18 protein-coding genes are annotated in these 15,408 nt (G+C 55.0%); 6 read left to right on the forward strand and 12 right to left on the reverse strand.

Annotated elements, in window-relative coordinates; all coding sequences use genetic code 11:
• Window positions 1-56: 56 nt before the first annotated feature.
• Window positions 57-284 (reverse strand): cupin domain-containing protein, encoded by a 228-nt coding sequence (locus EF096_RS11210; protein WP_218565762.1) that lies wholly within the window; start codon window positions 282-284, stop codon window positions 57-59.
• Window positions 285-572: 288 nt separating this feature from the next.
• Between EF096_RS11210 and EF096_RS11215 the strand changes: the two genes are divergently transcribed.
• On the forward strand, window positions 573-1,133 hold the full coding sequence (locus EF096_RS11215) for a DUF411 domain-containing protein (RefSeq protein WP_235869720.1): 561 nt from the start codon (window positions 573-575) through the stop codon (window positions 1,131-1,133).
• A gap of 309 nt (window positions 1,134-1,442) precedes the next feature.
• Here EF096_RS11215 and EF096_RS11220 read toward each other — a convergent pair whose 3' ends face one another.
• Together EF096_RS11220 and zapE are read right to left on the reverse strand one after the other, a co-directional pair.
• Complete coding sequence (locus tag EF096_RS11220) at window positions 1,443-1,706, reverse strand: YebG family protein (protein WP_123889726.1); 264 nt, start codon at window positions 1,704-1,706, stop codon at window positions 1,443-1,445.
• Window positions 1,707-1,806: 100 nt separating this feature from the next.
• Entirely contained in the window at window positions 1,807-2,967 is a 1,161-nt protein-coding gene (gene zapE / locus EF096_RS11225) for a cell division protein ZapE (protein ID WP_123889727.1), read from the reverse strand.
• 113 nt (window positions 2,968-3,080) lie between these two features.
• On the opposite strand from zapE, the gene EF096_RS11230 reads away from it, so the two are divergent.
• Window positions 3,081-3,344, forward strand: coding sequence for a DksA/TraR family C4-type zinc finger protein (locus EF096_RS11230; RefSeq protein WP_123889728.1), 264 nt, complete (start codon window positions 3,081-3,083; stop codon window positions 3,342-3,344).
• Between the two features lie 50 nt (window positions 3,345-3,394).
• On the opposite strand, the gene EF096_RS11235 is transcribed toward EF096_RS11230, so the two are convergent.
• Complete coding sequence (locus EF096_RS11235) at window positions 3,395-3,865, reverse strand: hypothetical protein (RefSeq protein WP_123889729.1); 471 nt, start codon at window positions 3,863-3,865, stop codon at window positions 3,395-3,397.
• Between the two features lie 189 nt (window positions 3,866-4,054).
• Here EF096_RS11235 and EF096_RS11240 point away from each other — a divergent pair, with 189 nt between their 5' ends.
• Window positions 4,055-4,909: an MOSC domain-containing protein gene (locus EF096_RS11240; protein WP_123889730.1), complete on the forward strand. Its 855-nt coding sequence runs from the start codon at window positions 4,055-4,057 to the stop codon at window positions 4,907-4,909.
• Window positions 4,910-5,012: 103 nt separating this feature from the next.
• On the opposite strand, the gene EF096_RS11245 is transcribed toward EF096_RS11240, so the two are convergent.
• The 8 genes from EF096_RS11245 to panB form a co-directional block, all read right to left on the reverse strand.
• The gene (locus EF096_RS11245) at window positions 5,013-6,122 is read right to left on the reverse strand and encodes a zinc-binding dehydrogenase (RefSeq protein WP_123889731.1); all 1,110 of its coding nucleotides are present in this window, start codon (window positions 6,120-6,122) and stop codon (window positions 5,013-5,015) included.
• A gap of 277 nt (window positions 6,123-6,399) precedes the next feature.
• Window positions 6,400-6,819 (reverse strand): GFA family protein, encoded by a 420-nt coding sequence (locus EF096_RS11250; protein ID WP_123889732.1) that lies wholly within the window; start codon window positions 6,817-6,819, stop codon window positions 6,400-6,402.
• A gap of 71 nt (window positions 6,820-6,890) precedes the next feature.
• Entirely contained in the window at window positions 6,891-7,199 is a 309-nt protein-coding gene (locus tag EF096_RS11255) for a hypothetical protein (protein ID WP_123889733.1), read from the reverse strand.
• Between the two features lie 182 nt (window positions 7,200-7,381).
• Window positions 7,382-8,074 (reverse strand): aspartate/glutamate racemase family protein, encoded by a 693-nt coding sequence (locus tag EF096_RS11260; protein ID WP_123889734.1) that lies wholly within the window; start codon window positions 8,072-8,074, stop codon window positions 7,382-7,384.
• 104 nt (window positions 8,075-8,178) lie between these two features.
• A complete protein-coding gene (locus tag EF096_RS11265; RefSeq protein WP_123889735.1) occupies window positions 8,179-8,856 on the reverse strand; it encodes a LysE family transporter in 678 nt (225 codons plus the stop codon).
• A gap of 138 nt (window positions 8,857-8,994) precedes the next feature.
• The gene (locus EF096_RS11270) at window positions 8,995-9,606 is read right to left on the reverse strand and encodes a LysE family translocator (protein WP_123889736.1); all 612 of its coding nucleotides are present in this window, start codon (window positions 9,604-9,606) and stop codon (window positions 8,995-8,997) included.
• 192 nt (window positions 9,607-9,798) lie between these two features.
• Window positions 9,799-10,710 (reverse strand): DUF1295 domain-containing protein, encoded by a 912-nt coding sequence (locus tag EF096_RS11275; RefSeq protein ID WP_123889737.1) that lies wholly within the window; start codon window positions 10,708-10,710, stop codon window positions 9,799-9,801.
• A 271-nt stretch (window positions 10,711-10,981) separates the two neighbouring features.
• Window positions 10,982-11,767: a 3-methyl-2-oxobutanoate hydroxymethyltransferase gene (panB, locus tag EF096_RS11280; RefSeq protein WP_123889738.1), complete on the reverse strand. Its 786-nt coding sequence runs from the start codon at window positions 11,765-11,767 to the stop codon at window positions 10,982-10,984.
• Between the two features lie 554 nt (window positions 11,768-12,321).
• On the opposite strand from panB, the gene EF096_RS11285 reads away from it, so the two are divergent.
• The 3 genes from EF096_RS11285 (at window position 12,322) to EF096_RS11290 (ending at window position 15,397) form a co-directional block, all read left to right on the forward strand.
• Window positions 12,322-13,974 (forward strand): sodium:solute symporter family protein, encoded by a 1,653-nt coding sequence (locus tag EF096_RS11285; RefSeq protein WP_123889739.1) that lies wholly within the window; start codon window positions 12,322-12,324, stop codon window positions 13,972-13,974.
• A 60-nt stretch (window positions 13,975-14,034) separates the two neighbouring features.
• A complete protein-coding gene (locus tag EF096_RS20465) occupies window positions 14,035-14,166 on the forward strand; it encodes a putative transporter small subunit (protein ID WP_218565761.1) in 132 nt (43 codons plus the stop codon).
• A 106-nt stretch (window positions 14,167-14,272) separates the two neighbouring features.
• Entirely contained in the window at window positions 14,273-15,397 is a 1,125-nt protein-coding gene (locus EF096_RS11290) for a PDC sensor domain-containing protein (protein ID WP_123889740.1), read from the forward strand.
• The last annotated feature ends 11 nt before the right edge of the window (window positions 15,398-15,408 follow it).

The following is a 15,408-nucleotide window of genomic DNA, read 5'->3' on the forward strand; positions in this document are numbered from 1 at the left end:
TCTGCATGATTCTATTGAAGAAGGGGGAGCCTTGGCTTGGTGGCGCGCAAGCCAGTTCAGCGGTTAGTGTCGCTGAACCAGAACTCAATCTCGTCGGTTGGCTGGTCAAAGGCGGCTGCATGCTCTACCCGGGCTGCAACGTGATACCACTCGCCCACACCATAGCGCCGGGTTTCGCCCGCGACAGTCAGAATCAGTTCGCCGCGGATAATCACGCCGTAGTTGTCTGTTTCGTGCGTGTGCGGCGGTATGCGGGTACCTGGCGGGTAGGAGGCAAATAGCACATCTGCACCGTCGGCGGCGAGCTTGTAGGCATCGAAGCGGCCGTCTTAAAGCGGTAGGGTTCGAATCTTGTCTGGGTAATCGCCGGCCATTGCTCTATTTACTCCGTATTGGGTCTGCTCTGATTAGCGACCAGCCCTCAATGTAGTCGGGCATGGGGTCAGCGGCTATTTACAGCTACGAAGTAATCGACAGTTACAGTTGTGGTAAAGCTGGTGCAAGTGGTTAGCTTTCGCGCGTGCTAATCTTGCTGTCAGACTATTTTACCCTTGATTCAACTGGAGATTCGGATGCCGATGATTGTTCCACGCTGGCTGGTGTTGGTACTTGCTGCTACGCCGCTACTGATGGCCTGCGGAGAGTCTGAGTCGCCGCAACCTGAAACGCTGAAACCGCAAGCGCAGAGTAACCTGGCGTCGCAGCAGGAGCAGTCGCTATTGGCCGCGCAACCTGCAACTGATCTGTTGCAAGTATTCAAAAGTCCGAGTTGTGGCTGCTGCGAAGGCTGGATCGAGCATGCTGATAGCGCTGGCTTTACCACGCAGGCGCAGCACCCTGATGATTTGGCCGGCCTGAAGTCTGATTACGGTATAGCGCCGCAGTATCGTTCATGCCACACCGCGATATCAGATGAGGGCTATCTATTTGAAGGTCATGTGCCGGCGCGCTACGTAAAGGCCTTTTTAGCCGAGCCACCCGTTGACGCCATCGGCTTGGCGGTACCGGGTATGCCGGTAGGTAGTCCGGGTATGGAGATGGGCACTGATTTTATGCCGTATCAGGTGCTGTTGTTGAAGCGCGATGGTGGTGCAGAGATTTACGCGCAGGTCGATAGCCCGGCAGATCAGTGATTGCGTGGGATTTCCGCTAAACTTGAACGCGCTGCCTGCAGGTTGTAGAGAAGCCAGCGCCGATAGTTTTTAGCTAACGGACCTTATAGCGTTAATCGATTTCAGTAATTTATGACGATGATTGATTATGCTCCCGGTATACAAGACAACCAAAGGGAGCAATATCATGGCCGTACTCATGCGCATTCTCAAACGCACCGATTCAACTGCTGCAGTGGCTGAAACCATTGCCCATCCCAATTTCTGGATGTATCAATAGGCAGCGGCTCGGGGCCGGTCTGAGCGGGCGCGAATAGTCTGCGCAGAGGCTCAGGCCTCTGCGGGCTCTTCAGTCAAACTGGTGAGTGCATCAGGGCTGTTTTTGAAGGCTTTAGCAAATATCTCACGATGCCGCGCCATGTAGATACTGACTTCTTCCGCCAGCTTCTCACTCAGATCCGGTACCGCCTGTTGCAATACCTCGCCCAGGGTTTCTGCCAGTTCCAGCATCTTGTCGTGACGGTCTGCTTCGGCTTTATCCATGAACAACTGCTCCGGGTCTCTGCTGCTGCGATACACAATTTCAACGGCCATACACACCTCAGGCTTGAATGCGGTTTTCAAATACGTGCTGTGCTGCTGATGAGATCAGCGCTTCACGAGTGTCGCCATTGTACTGGATGGAAATACAGTATCAAGTTATTTGCTCTGCGAGTTTGTCTGCCTCGGCAACATTACCCGTGGCACCAAATCGCTCTAGTTGCATTTCCTGCAAACGGCTACGGGCTCGCTCGAACGCGAAAGACAGATAACCTTGGGTATATAAGTCTTCCAGCGGCACTGCTGCCTCGATATACAGCGGAATACGGCGGTCGTAGCATTCGTCAACCAAGGCGATGAAACGTCGCACGCTGTCGTCATGTACGGACAGACTGGGTAGCTCGCGGTCGCCAGCCTCAACCCGCTCTGCGCCGTCTTCGGTGCCGCGAGCAATGATTCCGGCACGTTGTGGGCTGCTGAGGTTTGGCACCTCGCTTAACAGCAGGGCCGGGAAACGGTCACACAGGCTGATAAAGTCGAGCGCAGACAGTGAGCTGCTGCACAGGGCGCGAAAGGTAAACCAGGCGGCTTTATTACAGTGTTTTACACAGGGCACCTGCAGGTGCCCCAGCAGTATTGGGTCACTGCTCTGCGGTCGATCGCCACAGAGCTGCGCAAACACCTTGTCCAGCGGCTTTTCAGCGCTCGTGTCACTGCTCAGCCAGTAACGCTGGCAGGCGGTGCCCGGATGTAGGCGATGATCCTGCGCGCCATCGAGCCGCGCGACCCACATGTGCTTCTCAATCGCGGCGATCGCAGGGGTGAAACGCTCACGATTGAAACCGTCGGCGTAAAGCTCGGCAGGAGGCAGATTGGACGTGCAAACCACAACCACGCCCTGTTCAAACATTTCGCGCATCAAGCCGCCGAGCAATATGGCATCGCCAATATCGGTAACAAAGAACTCGTCGAAACACAGCACGCGAACGTTTTGCGCCATCTCGCGGGCGAGCGCTCGCAGGGGCTCTGCTGTCCCGGTAATCTGGAAAAGACGTTTGTGCACCCAGCCCATGAAATGATGGAAGTGCAGACGTTTGCTGGGCACAGAAAGGCTGTCGTAGAAGCGATCCATGAGCCAGGTTTTGCCACGCCCGACGGGGCCCCAAAGATAAACCCCGCGCGTTTCGCGACCGGATTCCAGGGCTTGGTAGCAGTCTTCGAGCATTTGCGCAGCTTGCATTTGCGCCGCATCTGAAGTGAACCCCAGATGTTGCACGGCGTTTTGATAGGCACTAAATGGTGAAGGTGTGTTCATAGTATTTGATACTGAGGGAAAGTAACGTCGGACGGCAAGATGCAGATTGTCACAGCAGCGCTTCGACACCAGACCGCTGATGCTCTGACAGATTTAAACGCTTGGAGGTTCCAATGGCGACAGGTTGGGCTCGTGAGGGCGCAGTACAAGAACAGATTGACGATACCGTTGACGAGGCAGTGCAGCGCGCACGCAGTCAACTGCCGCAGGGCGATAGCCTGGCGTTCTGTGAAGAATGCGATGAGCCTATTCCAGAGGCCAGGCGTCAGGCTCTGCCCGGTGTACGCCTGTGCATTACCTGTCAAAGCGCGGCTGACCAAAGTGCTGCCGGCAGCACCTTCAATCGACGCGGTAGCAAGGATAGTCAGTTGCGCTAGGCTGGTTTACTCCGTTACCCGAGTACAGTGCCTGCAGCAATATCGCGTTATCAGGTGATGTCAAAGATAGACGATTTTTCCTTCTCTGCGTTCACTCCGTCCAGCATGGCGCGCATGCGCTCTGCGGCCTGTTGCTGAAGTTCGTCGCTGCTGGCGCGCTTATTGGGATCGTTCAGCTCGTCAAGGCGTTCGGCAATCAGCTCATCGATCTTTTCTTTTTCTTCCGGGGGTAAGGCATCATATTCTTCTTCGGTTAACCCCATCTCCTGCAGCAATGTGTGCTTTATCTTCTCGGCGACCGACATCGCCATGTAGCGGCTGAACTCTTCGGCAGCAGTGCTGGTATTTTCCTCTTGCTCTTTGGCTTTAGCTTCAGCTTGAGCCTGCTTGGCTTCACTCGTCTGATTGACGGATTGCATTATTTCGCGGAATTCAGCAGCGGTACTGATGCGACTGCTCTTGCTAGGGGTGGCAAGTCCGCTAGGTTGGTTCGCTTGGCTCATACTGTCAATAATGCTCATGGTGTGCTCCTTTTACCATCGTTTGGTCAAAGCCAGGTGCTATCTCGAACAGCATATAAGCAATTATCAGGCCGCTGTTTTGGCACTGGAAAACCGCTCTGGAATAGGGGTATGGTGCTGCAAAGCCTATGTTTTCAGCGGCACTTTCTTGCCGTTGCGGCAAGATATTACCCACCAATGGAGAGTGCTATGCGTAAGCTGGGTGTAGTGCAGGAAATCTGGCGGTACCCGGTCAAGGGCATGGCTGGTGAGTCGCTGAATCGCTGTCAGCTGACTGCGCAGGGGCTTTTAGGGGATCGCCTCTGGGCCGTGCGAGACACGCTGCGTGACGAGGTGCAGAGCTGCAAATTTCGTCCTCGACTGCTGCAGGTCAAGGCTAGCTGGGACACCTCGGGCGCTGAGCCAGTCAAGTTAGAGCTGCTGTTTCCGGATGGTAGTCGCCTTGCCAGCAATAGTAAGGATGTCGATGAACGCCTATCGGCGTTACTCGGGCGCACCTCGACACTGGAAGCGCTTGAGTCAGACACCAATCTGCGGCGCTACAAAGCGGATGCCGACGACAGCTGGCTGGACGAACTCAAGGCAACCTTCGAGCGTGAGCCTGGCGAGCCGCTACCGGACTTCTCCGATTTACCGCAGGACATGATCGATTTTGTCTCACTGCCCGGTAGTTACTTTTTGGTATCGCCTTTTCATCTTCTGACCACCGCGAGTCTTAATTATCTTCAGCAGCTGCATCCTGATAGCGACTGGGATGTGCAACGCTTCCGTCCCAATCTGGTGGTCGATACGCTCGACGCGGAAGCGGGACTCATCGAGCAAGCCTGGCTTGACGGTCGGTTGCAGATAGGCGAAGCCGAATTGAGGTGCACCAGTACTGCGCCACGTTGCGGCGCTATCACCCGCGCTCAGCAGCACCTGCCCGCAGATAAAAGCCTGCTACGCACGGTCGTACGTGAGGCAGATCAGAACCTGGGGATTTACGCCGATACCCTGACAGCAGGCGAGCTGCGCGTAGGCGATCCGGTTTATATGCGCGACTGAGGCCAAGAAAATTCGTTTGCTTGCTGTGCTTACAACGACGCCGGTTAATTGATCAATTAACCGGCGTCGTTGGTAATGCAGGATGTGCGATCAAACGTCAGCTTTATTCGAAGATGATGACGCCGCGCGCATTTTTACCTGCCAGCATATCGTCAAAGGCTTGCTGCGCCTGGTCGATGCTATAGGTCTGGGTTACCAGCTCATCCAGTTTTAGGCGGTTGGCCTTGTACAGGTTGAGAATGCGAGGGAAGTCATACTGCGGACGTGCTGAACCTAACCAGCTACCCTTGATGGTGCGTTCATCAGCAGGCAGGGCGAGGGTGGTGATCGACGTTTTGTCCTTGCTGTCGGCCACGCCCACAACCACTACCGTGCCGGCTCGGCCGAGTGATTTGAAAGCCTGCTCGACTACCTTACCGTTGCCCACGCATTCAAATGCATAGTCGACGCCGCCGCCGCTGAGCTTCTTGATTGCTTTGCTGACGTCTTCCACTTCAGAGATATTGACGGTGTGAGTCGCGCCGAACTCCTTGGCCATCTCCAGCTTGCTGGCGTTGGTATCAACCGCGATGACCATTTCAGCCCCAGCGGTAACACAGCCCTGGATAGCATTCAGGCCGACGCCGCCAATGCCGAACACTGCAGCACGGGAGCCTGGCTCCAGCTCAGCAGTGTTGAACACCGAGCCAACGCCGGTAATGACTGCGCAGCCGACCAGCGCTGCGCTGGACATGGGTACGTCGCCATCGATTTGGACGCAGTTGTCCACGTGCAGCGTGGCGTATTCGGCCATCACGCCGCAGGCGCCAAATACATTGAGATCTTCTCCGTCCTTGCCATGGGTACGCACGGTGCCATCGGGTAGGGTGGTCATCGACTTGCGGGCGTTCTCACAGAGCACCGGGCGACCGCGCACGCAGTTCCGGCATTTGCCGCACATGGTGATAAAGGTACTGACGACGTAATCGCCTTCTTTCAGCGTTGTCACACCCTCGCCAACTTCAACCACGATACCGGCTGCTTCATGGCCCAACACCAGCGGTGGAGCGTAAGGAATCTTGCCGGTAGCGGCGGAGTGATCACTGTGGCAGACACCACAGGCAGCGACTTTGATAGTTACCTCACCGCGTTTGGGTGGGTCCACCGTGATGGTTTCAACGTGAAGTGGTTGACCCCATTCACGACAAACAACCGCTTTTGCCTGACGACTCATTATTTTTCTCCGTTTAGGTCTTTGTGATGTGCGTATCTGGTTTACTCAAATGTACTCATGGGCGCAAGGGGAAGCTATCAAACGCTGCAAATTTGGTCGCGCGTTACTATTGTCTGCGCCTTTAACTGGTTTTAATTTCAAGTGATACGGTTTTGTTTATTGTATCACTCCGCCAATTGACCATGCCAGATGCCAATGCGCTTAACTTTCCTTGGTACCGCGGGCTCAGAAACCACGCGGTTTAGCCGGCGCTAGCCAAACGCTTAAAAAAGGCTACTCAGGGCTGATACTCGAAGACTTCGACGCCTTCTGGTATTTGAACCCAGTCCTGCTTTTCGCTCACCCAGACATGCCTGGTCGGATTGATCATTCTTGTATCGTCCAGATTGGAGGGCTTTAGCTTGATAATCCCGGGCTGCGCTGGGCTGTAGTGATAAAGGCGGTTGCCACAGGCGGGACAGAAGGCGGCACCATTTACGTTGCCGCTGGCAGCGACGCGGCTCCAGTGAGATAGCGGGCCGTTGAAGGTGAGGTCAGCTTCATCAACGATGGCAGTGATGCTGAAGGCGCTAGTCGAGAGCTTCTGGCATTCGCGGCAGTGGCAGGCCATTACGGCCTTGGGAGCCGCATGCAATTGATAGGTGACGGCACCGCATTGGCAACTGCCGTTAACAGGGTATTGAACGACGTCAGACATGATGGACTCCTTGCTTGAAGCCGGAAATTATCGCATGCCGCACTGACTCCAGGCACCCAAAGACAGCGCGTTCAGGTGCGCTGGCGATACCGGTTCTTACGCATATCCATGGTAATCAGCGCGAGCCAATAAAAAGCGCTCACCAATACCGGCAGATAAAACCAGCGGGGGTCCTCAATCGGGAGCCAGTCCAGCGCGCTGAGCAACATCAGCAGCAGCGTCACCAGGTGCAGGCTGCCAGGCACGAACAGTGCACTATCAAGAATACGATTTTCCAACGAGCTTAACTCGTCACAATTATTGGCAATACCGCAGGCGGCGAAAAACAGCACCATGCTGCCGCCGAGCAACAGCACATTGACTAGCAAAGGAATAAGCATAAACGTCTCATGGGGCTCGGGCGGCGGGAGTCCCGTCGTCCAAGCTGGTTGTCCATATCTGGTGATTGTCTACGTCAGCCGTGTTTTAGCCCTGCCGCTTCTGGGCTACAAGAATAGGCGAAGTTATATGCTGATGCTATCGCAGACTATGCTATTGCGAATGGCTTTAATCACGCTGCTGTTCAGTCGCGCAGTGCTTGATTTACAGCCGCCTCAACGTGAATCAAAGTAGTGTCATACAACGGCACTGAGGTATGTTCGGCGCTGATCAATAAGCCTATTTCGGTGCAGCCGAGAATCACGCCCTCGGCACCTGCGGCGACCAAATTATAGATGATGCTCAGGTAGCGTTGACGGGAGTCGTCGCGAATCTCTCCGCGGCAAGGTTGCTGATAGATAATACGGTGCACATCAGCGCGCTCATCGGCGTTCGGAATCAGCACTTCAATGCCCTGGGCTTCCAGCCGTTCACGGTAGAAGGCTTGCTCCATGGTGAACGCGGTGCCCAGGAGCCCGATGCGTCTGACTTGAGCTTGCTGCAACACCGCGGCAGTGGCGTCAGCAATGTGCAGCAACGGGATAGTGACGTGTGCGCCGACATCAGCGGCCACCTTATGCATGGTGTTGGTGGCGATCAATAGAAAATCGGCACCAGCCATTTCCAGCGTGCGCGCCGCCTGAATCAGTATGTCGGCGGTGGCTTGCCATTCACCTTTGTGTTGCAGTGCCTCGATCTCGGCAAAGTCAACGCTGTAGAGCAACAGCCGAGCAGAGTGCAGACCGCCCAATGCCCGGTTGATGCCGCGGTTTATCTGCGCGTAATAGGTCTGGGTTGATTCCCAGCTCATGCCGCCAATGATGCCGATGGTCTTCATCTGCACTCCCGGTATACGTGTTAACGAATTCAGAGTCTAGCGCCTTGCTGGGATGACGTAGCGGTACAGGTATTGCTCTTTTTTTGTGATTGAAACAGTGCGGTTTACTGGTCTTGCTGATCGAGCTGCTGACTGATCTGGCTGTTTACTGTGGGGGCAGGCAAGCCAAGCAGGTGTTTGATTGATGATAGCGCCAGCAGCAGAAAGGCCAGCGCACACAGGCGATAGGTCATGCGCGCCCAGCGTTGTCCGGCATTGCGAAAGATGCGATCGACTATGCCAGCGCAGACAACACACCACAGCAGTGAGGAGGCCATGAAGCCGGCAAAGAAGAGGGCATAATCGGTGAGGGTCGGATCAGCGACGCCGACGGCGCCCATGGCGCTGCCGAGCGCGGCCCAATAGGCCACGTTCTGTGGGTTGGTTAGCGACAGCAAAACGCCTGCGCGCAGGGCCTTGCGGGCATCGACAGCGGCATTGTTATGGTCAACCAGAAATTCCTGGTTGGCTGCTGTCCAGGAGTCCCAGGACAGCCATAGCAGATAGGCCGTACCGGCAAGCCCGATAGGAAGCTGCAGGGCTTGCGCCTGCAGCAACAGGCCAACGCCAGCCAACCCGAGGATTGCCCAGGAGGCATCGCCCACCAGCGAACCTACCTGTACCGCCAGAGCGGAACGGAAGCCGCCATGCACGCCAACTCGAACGGTTTCGGCAAATACGGCTCCCGGCGCTGCATTGAATATCAAACCAAGTGCGGCGGCGGTAAAAAGGAGTGCAAGCATGGCGACCTTCGGTAGTCAAAAACAGCGCGCAATGATGCCATTGCTGGTTAGGTGGCCCAAGTATGTTTTTGTGAGTGTAGAGAGCTCGTCAGCGGTTTGCTGTGGTGCGGTCTTTTACAGCAGGGCTTGTATGGCCGATCAGCGGCTGGTCGCTGCCAGGCCAACACCAAAACACATAAAGGTACCGCCGCCCAAACGATTGACTAAACGACCTCCCTTAGGCGATGCCAGCCACTGGCGGGTGGTCCTGGCCAGACCAGCGTAGATCAGATGAATAATCACTAGTACCAGGCTATAGGTCACCACCAGCAGCGCAAACTGATGAACGTGGGCAGCATCGTAATCGACAAACTGCGGCAACACCGAGAGGAAGAAAAATACCGCTTTGGGGTTGGTCAGCTGCAGGCTAAGGCCCTGAATGAACTGTCTGCTGATACTGCGGCGAGTGCCTCCGCTTATTTCCACCGGGGTTGCCGGGGAACGCCAGAGCTTGATTCCGAGGTGAATCAAATAAGCAGCGCCGATAAACTTGAGCACGGTGAAGGCGAGGGCAGAGGTCGCCAGCAATATACCCAGGCCGGTAGCGGACACACCGGCAACAATGAACGCACCAATAGCGAGTCCCATAATACCGCCCACCGCGCCGGACACGCCAAAACGAATAGCGTTGGTTAGTGTCAGCAATACTCCGGGTCCGGGACTCATCACGGTTGCAATGGTAACGATCAGAAATAGCAAGTAGGCGTCCATGACGGCTCTGCATGTCACTTTGGGATACTGCTGATTCTGCTGCGTAACCTAAAAAAAGAAAATAGCATCTGGGCTGTTTTTTGCCCGAAAGCTGCATGTTGCTGACAATGCTATCGCGCTTATTTGATTGGCATCGTCAGCGACAAGTACATAGCCATACAACCTTGGTTAGCAGCACGGCGCAATCAGGGTTTACTTGCGCGGCCCGGGGAAAAAGCGGTTGGTACGCTGCTGATAATCTTTGTACTCCGGCCGTTTTTTTACCGAGTAATACTCCGCTGGTACGGCACCTGTGTAATACACCAAGGTGGTGTACATCACCCGCGAGGCAAACAACAAACCGCCGCCCAGCAGCAACCAAATCATTAGACGCTCGCCTTCGTATAGTGCAAGCCAGGATGGAATAGCGGCGACTACCAGTGCATTCCAAACCATCCATTCGGCAAAATAGTTAGGGTGCCGGCTGTATTTCCAAAGGCCTGCATTACATACCTTATTTGTTTCGCCAGCCGCTTTCATAGCGCGTAAAAACGCATGCTTCTGGTGATCAGCGAGGGCTTCCAAACCAAAAGCCATGAGCCATAGCAGTAACCCGATCACCTCGAAGATTGACACGCTATTGCTCGGATTAGAGGCGATGATTAGCGCGGGCATCGCCAGAAATGAGGCGTTCCCCAGCCCCTGAAGAATGCCTTCGACCTGCATGCTCAGTTTGATATTGGTTTTACCCGCGCGCTCCCAGCGGCGCTGCTGAAACGCGTAGCGCGGCAGTTCGGTTTTCAGCTCGCCGGATCGCCACATGCGCAGGGCATCCAGGCCCATGCGACTGCCTGCGAACACATAAGCGCCGCTGACAATGGCGACGCGTATCGGGTTGCCATCACTCAGGAAAAAGGTCAGTACACCAATTAGCGTAAGGCCCCAGGGCCAGCCTATATCAACGTATGACATACGTCCGGTTAGCCACGTGGGTAAACAGACGACCAACGCAAACAATAACAATTGTAGTAAGCCGTTGGTGAGGCTGATATAGGCTAGCGCATCGGTAGATAGCAGCAAGGCCCAGCCGGCCAGAAAGGGATAGAGCGGAGAAAGATACTTCATTGGTTCGCCTGCTTGATCAAATGGTCGGGCGCTGAGAGCATCAGCACGGGGCATCTAAAGCGGGTTGGGATACACAAAGGCGCTAGTCGGCCAAGTGGGCGAAAGCAGCTTTCATAACGTAGAGGGGGCTACTCGGAGGCATCCATTCAACAATATCCGTTCAGAGCGTGAAATTGTCGCTTATTGTGAGACGTTTTCCAACTATGTTCGGGCTTTTGGCCACTCATGGCAGGCAGCGCATTGCGCGCTGCCTGCCATGAGTGAACCGATTTTAGCGGTTACCGCTACCGGTGAGCTGGATGATGTTGTTGGGGAACTCCAGTGACTCCACCTCAGCGGTAAAGGCCCGGGCTACTTTGAGAATGGTATCGCTGACATGCGCGTACTGCTTGGAGAACGGCGGCCAATAGTCGCCCAGCCCCAAGGCATCGTTGATCACCAACACCTGGCCATCACAATCCGGCCCTGCGCCAATACCGATAGTGGGGATGCCAACTGACTGGCTGATCAAGCCGCCCAGGCTGTAGGGAATGTGCTCTAGTACCACCATAAAAGCGCCCGCTTTTTCGATCAGTTTGGCTTCATCGAGAATGCGCTGCGCATCGGCATCGGTATTGCCTACTTTCTTGAATGAGGTCGCGGTCTGCGGCGTCAATCCGGTATGCCCAACAACCGGTATACCGTTATCGACCAGATGGGCAATGACCTCAGCCTTGGGGCCTTCCAGTTTAATGCTGCTGGCGCCTGCTGCGATCAGCCGTTGCGCACTGATCAGCGCCGTTTCAGGATCTGTATCGGTGAGATAGGGCAGGTCACCGATGATGTGGGTATTACGCGCGCCGCGGCGCACGGCACCAATGTGATACTCCATATGCTCGAGGGTTACATCACGGGTGCTCTCAAACCCCATCTCCACCATACCCACGGTATCGCCGACCAGAATTACCGGAACGCCGGCCGCCTCAATGCCGCGGGCAACCGGGCAGGTGTAGGCGGTCAGCATGGTAATGGGGTGTTTACCCTTGCGGGCAATAAAATCAGCTGCGTGTAGTGTCATGATGACGCCTCCCAATTTGCAGGAAAACGATGCTGGCTCACGGTGTTGCCCGTAAAACAGGCAGTGGCAGCAAGCCGCATCGTGCTTTTGAGATACCAGCAAACTGGCAATTGCTCAAGCTTCATTGCTGCGGTTTATGGTGGCGTCTTCCGAGAATAAGTTTGCACGAGCCTGGTCTTTTGCTTCGAGCGCTTGCAACGCGGTGCTTACCAGCGTTTTTCAAGACTTTGCTGGTTCGGGTGCCAGTCGCTGTTGCGTTGTTTGCTGGGCTCAATGTCTGGACGGGGTCGCCTTGAGCACGTAGGGTAGCCGTCCGGGTTGGCCTTGGCAGTGATCTTTTTCGGCTCAATGTGAGTAGCTTTTGGCCCCCGCCATCACTGCGTTTAATACGCCGGACTTTTGCGTTATCCGACCACCCAGCGTGGTCATCATCTCGCTGCAGACATAACTAGAAAGATGTTCTGTTTTTTGTTTACGCCCCGTGGCGGCCGCTCCTTGCGTGGGATTCTGGCTGCGACAAAGGACGATCAGGCTGCAAAGCCTATGGGTACTCAATGAACGAAGAAAATTTTTATCAGTTCTCGACACTGACCGTGCTTATCTTGCTGGCAGCCTTTTACGGTGGGACCTATCTGCTCACCTTGCTGATCAAGAAGAAAAAGGAAAATACCGACGCCTTCATGGTGTCCAACCATCAGATCGGCTTTGGTCTGGGCGCTGCTAGCATGACCGCTACCTGGATCTGGGCTGCATCCTTCTATGGTGCCGCTACCTCAGGTTATACCTACGGTATTTCTGGCCCACTGCATTACGGGCTGTGGGGCGCCTTGATGATTTTGTTCATCTACCCCTTTGGTCGTCGCTTTCGTGAATTGGCACCGAACGCACACACGCTGGGCGAGCTGATCCATGCTCGGCATGGCTCTTCCAGTCAGCTTATTCTGGCGTCCTCCAACATACTTGGCAGTATTATCAGCCTGATGGTTAACTTCACCGCTTCGGGTGCGTTGGTTTCCGTGCTTTCGCCCTTATCGTTCCAGGCTGGCGTGGTGATCGCCGGGGTAGGGGTGCTGTCTTACACCCTCTGGTCGGGCTTTCGCGCCTCCGTCCTCACCGACTTTGCGCAGCTGATGGCAATGATGGCCGTGGCCATTCTGATCATTCCCGCCGTGCTCTTTGCGCTCGGCGGCCCGCAAACGCTGTCTGATGGTATGAGTCTGTTAACCCCAGAACAGGCAGACCTGTTTTCCATGGACGCGATTCTCAAGCAGGGCGCACCTTTCTTTGTTGCGGTGCTGGCTTATGCGATTGGTAACCAGACCATCTCACAACGTTTGTTTGCGGTACGTGAAGACCACATCAAACCGACCTTTATCACCGCCACTATCGGCTACGGGGCAATCGTGATTGGCCTGGGCATGATTGGTTTGATGGCCTTGATGACCGGTATGAAGCCTATCGATGGCGACATGAACAACCTGATACCGCAAATGGTATCCATGTACCTGTCTCCGGTGTTTATCGGGCTCTTCTTCATCCTGGTGATCGGTTCGTTGTCTTCGACGGCTGATTCCGATCTCTCCGCCATGTCGGCGATTGTTATGGCTGATGTGTACGGTAAAAACATCGCCAAGAACAAACCTGATCCCACCAAAATGCTGTTTATTGGCCGTCTGACCATGATTGTCGCGACCCTGATCGGGGTAATCCTCGCCAGCTTCTCGATGGACATCCTGATTATGCTGGTGTTTGTCGGCGCCCTCTGGGGGGCCATTGTCTTCCCGGTGATTGCCAGCTGTTTCTGGGATCGCGTCACTAATCTGGCCTTCACTTCAGCGGTCATTGCTGGCTTGTTGATGTTCTGCGTCGCGCGCTTTGAGCTGCTGCCAATGGCAGGTTTCATTGCGGTGCTGTTTGAGCTGCTGGCTGCCGTTGGTGGTGGTGTAGTGCTCGGCCTGATGACCTTTGGCTTCTGCGGCCGCCGTGTTGGCTTGATCGTTGGCGCGCTGAGCGCCATCGGGTTGGCCTTCCTCTGCGTTGGCTTCCTGCGCGACTACACGGTGCTGCTGGCATCGCTGATGGCGTATGGCGTCAGCACGCTTGTTTGTATCGCTGTGAGCTTGCTGGGTTCCAGCAAGTTCGACTTTACGCAGATTGATCAAAACGTAATCAATTACGATCCGGCCAAGACTGAAGCACAAGCCTAAGCTCAATACTAACCATCCGCTGGTGCGCAGACGCGCACCAGCCTGATAACAGGGATACACATGCAAACATTTATCTTGGCGGCCTACGTGCTGGTTTGGCCGTTGGTCTCATTGCTCGTACTGGCTGTCATCGGTGTGGCGACGATCAAGGACATTCAAGCGGCACGGCGCGAGAAGCGTGAACTGGTTTAAAACGTCGAAAGCACGGGCTTTGGCTAGCCGACAAGGGGCAAGGGTGGCTATAGTGGCACCATGATCTGCACATCAGACGTTATGCAGGGTTGCCTCAGTAAACATTATGAATACGCTTAAAAGTCGGCTTACCCTACTCTTTGGCGGCCTGGCCTTTGTTGCCACGGCAGCAAGCACCTGGGTAGTCAGCGATCTTGCGGTTGACGCGCTGCGAAAATCGACCGGTCAAAACCTGGAAGAAATAGCGATTCAGTTCAGAGATAAGATCGATCTCGATTTGTATGAACGCTATAACGATTTTAAAGTCGTTTCCGCCTTTGTTAGCCCGTTACTAGAGTCGGGGCGCGAGGCCGAGATTGCCCCGGTTATAGACGCACTGCAGCATAACTTTTCCAGTTACGCCTGGGTTGGCCTTGTTTCTCCTGCCGGTATGGTCATAGAGAGTAACGGCGGGCTGCTGCGGGGCGCAGACGTAAGTCAGCGGCCCTGGTTCAAGCAAGCACTAAAGCAGCCTTATATGGGCGATGCCCATGACGCCATTCTCTTGGCCGAAAAACTCTATAATCCCACCTCCGCGCCACTGCGCTTTCTCGACTTGGCGGTTCCGCTGCGATCTGAAGATGGAACGCTTTTGGGCGTGCTGGGCGCGCATTTGTATCTGGACTGGGTTGCCAACATGGGGCGCACATTGATGACGCCCATGCGCAAGCGGCTCAATGCAGAGTTCATCGTGGCTGATCAATCTGGCGCTGTGCTGATTGGTCCGCCTGGCAGCGTGCGTCAGGCGCTGCCTGAGGCACTGATTAACAGAATGAAAACTGTGGAGTCGGGTTACCTGACCACAGCGCTTGCGTTCAACGACACCCCGACCGAAACGCAGGACTATCTCGTTGGCTTCACTCGCCTGCAAGGCAGAGGGGAATATGAAAGCTTCAACTGGTGGGTTCTGGTTCGCAAGCCAACAGCTGAGGCCTTTAATACTGCCAGAGACCTGCGCACATCCTTGATTATGGTGGGCTTGGTGGTCGCTCCGATCCTGCTTTTATTCGTATCTCTAGTGGCGCGCTGGACTACGCGCCCCTTGCTGAAGATGACGGCAGAAGCCAGTCACCTGGACCCTGAAAAACCGGATACCCTGATTCGCTTGCGCGACGATTACGCTGAGGTCAAAACGCTGTCGTCGGTACTGCGTGACCTGATTCGTAGCCTGGCTAATAAAACGCGAGAGTAGAATGAGCTTAA

This window comes from Pseudomonas neustonica (genome assembly GCF_003797945.1).
GTDB lineage: Bacteria > Pseudomonadota > Gammaproteobacteria > Pseudomonadales > Pseudomonadaceae > Halopseudomonas > Halopseudomonas neustonica.

Bases quoted from the DNA above. Each gene is read 5' to 3' on its own strand.
- EF096_RS11215 (WP_235869720.1), top strand. From the start codon at position 573: ATGCCGATGATTGTTCCACGCTGGCTGGTGTTGGTACTTGCTGCTACG.
- EF096_RS11220 (WP_123889726.1), bottom strand. From the start codon at position 1,706: ATGGCCGTTGAAATTGTGTATCGCAGCAGCAGAGACCCGGAGCAGTTG.
- zapE (WP_123889727.1), bottom strand. From the start codon at position 2,967: ATGAACACACCTTCACCATTTAGTGCCTATCAAAACGCCGTGCAACAT.
- EF096_RS11230 (WP_123889728.1), top strand. From the start codon at position 3,081: ATGGCGACAGGTTGGGCTCGTGAGGGCGCAGTACAAGAACAGATTGAC.
- EF096_RS11235 (WP_123889729.1), bottom strand. From the start codon at position 3,865: ATGAGCATTATTGACAGTATGAGCCAAGCGAACCAACCTAGCGGACTT.
- EF096_RS11240 (WP_123889730.1), top strand. From the start codon at position 4,055: ATGCGTAAGCTGGGTGTAGTGCAGGAAATCTGGCGGTACCCGGTCAAG.
- EF096_RS11245 (WP_123889731.1), bottom strand. From the start codon at position 6,122: ATGAGTCGTCAGGCAAAAGCGGTTGTTTGTCGTGAATGGGGTCAACCA.
- EF096_RS11250 (WP_123889732.1), bottom strand. From the start codon at position 6,819: ATGTCTGACGTCGTTCAATACCCTGTTAACGGCAGTTGCCAATGCGGT.
- EF096_RS11255 (WP_123889733.1), bottom strand. From the start codon at position 7,199: ATGCTTATTCCTTTGCTAGTCAATGTGCTGTTGCTCGGCGGCAGCATG.
- EF096_RS11260 (WP_123889734.1), bottom strand. From the start codon at position 8,074: ATGAAGACCATCGGCATCATTGGCGGCATGAGCTGGGAATCAACCCAG.
- EF096_RS11265 (WP_123889735.1), bottom strand. From the start codon at position 8,856: ATGCTTGCACTCCTTTTTACCGCCGCCGCACTTGGTTTGATATTCAAT.
- EF096_RS11270 (WP_123889736.1), bottom strand. From the start codon at position 9,606: ATGGACGCCTACTTGCTATTTCTGATCGTTACCATTGCAACCGTGATG.
- EF096_RS11275 (WP_123889737.1), bottom strand. From the start codon at position 10,710: ATGAAGTATCTTTCTCCGCTCTATCCCTTTCTGGCCGGCTGGGCCTTG.
- panB (WP_123889738.1), bottom strand. From the start codon at position 11,767: ATGACACTACACGCAGCTGATTTTATTGCCCGCAAGGGTAAACACCCC.
- EF096_RS11285 (WP_123889739.1), top strand. From the start codon at position 12,322: ATGAACGAAGAAAATTTTTATCAGTTCTCGACACTGACCGTGCTTATC.
- EF096_RS20465 (WP_218565761.1), top strand. From the start codon at position 14,035: ATGCAAACATTTATCTTGGCGGCCTACGTGCTGGTTTGGCCGTTGGTC.
- EF096_RS11290 (WP_123889740.1), top strand. From the start codon at position 14,273: ATGAATACGCTTAAAAGTCGGCTTACCCTACTCTTTGGCGGCCTGGCC.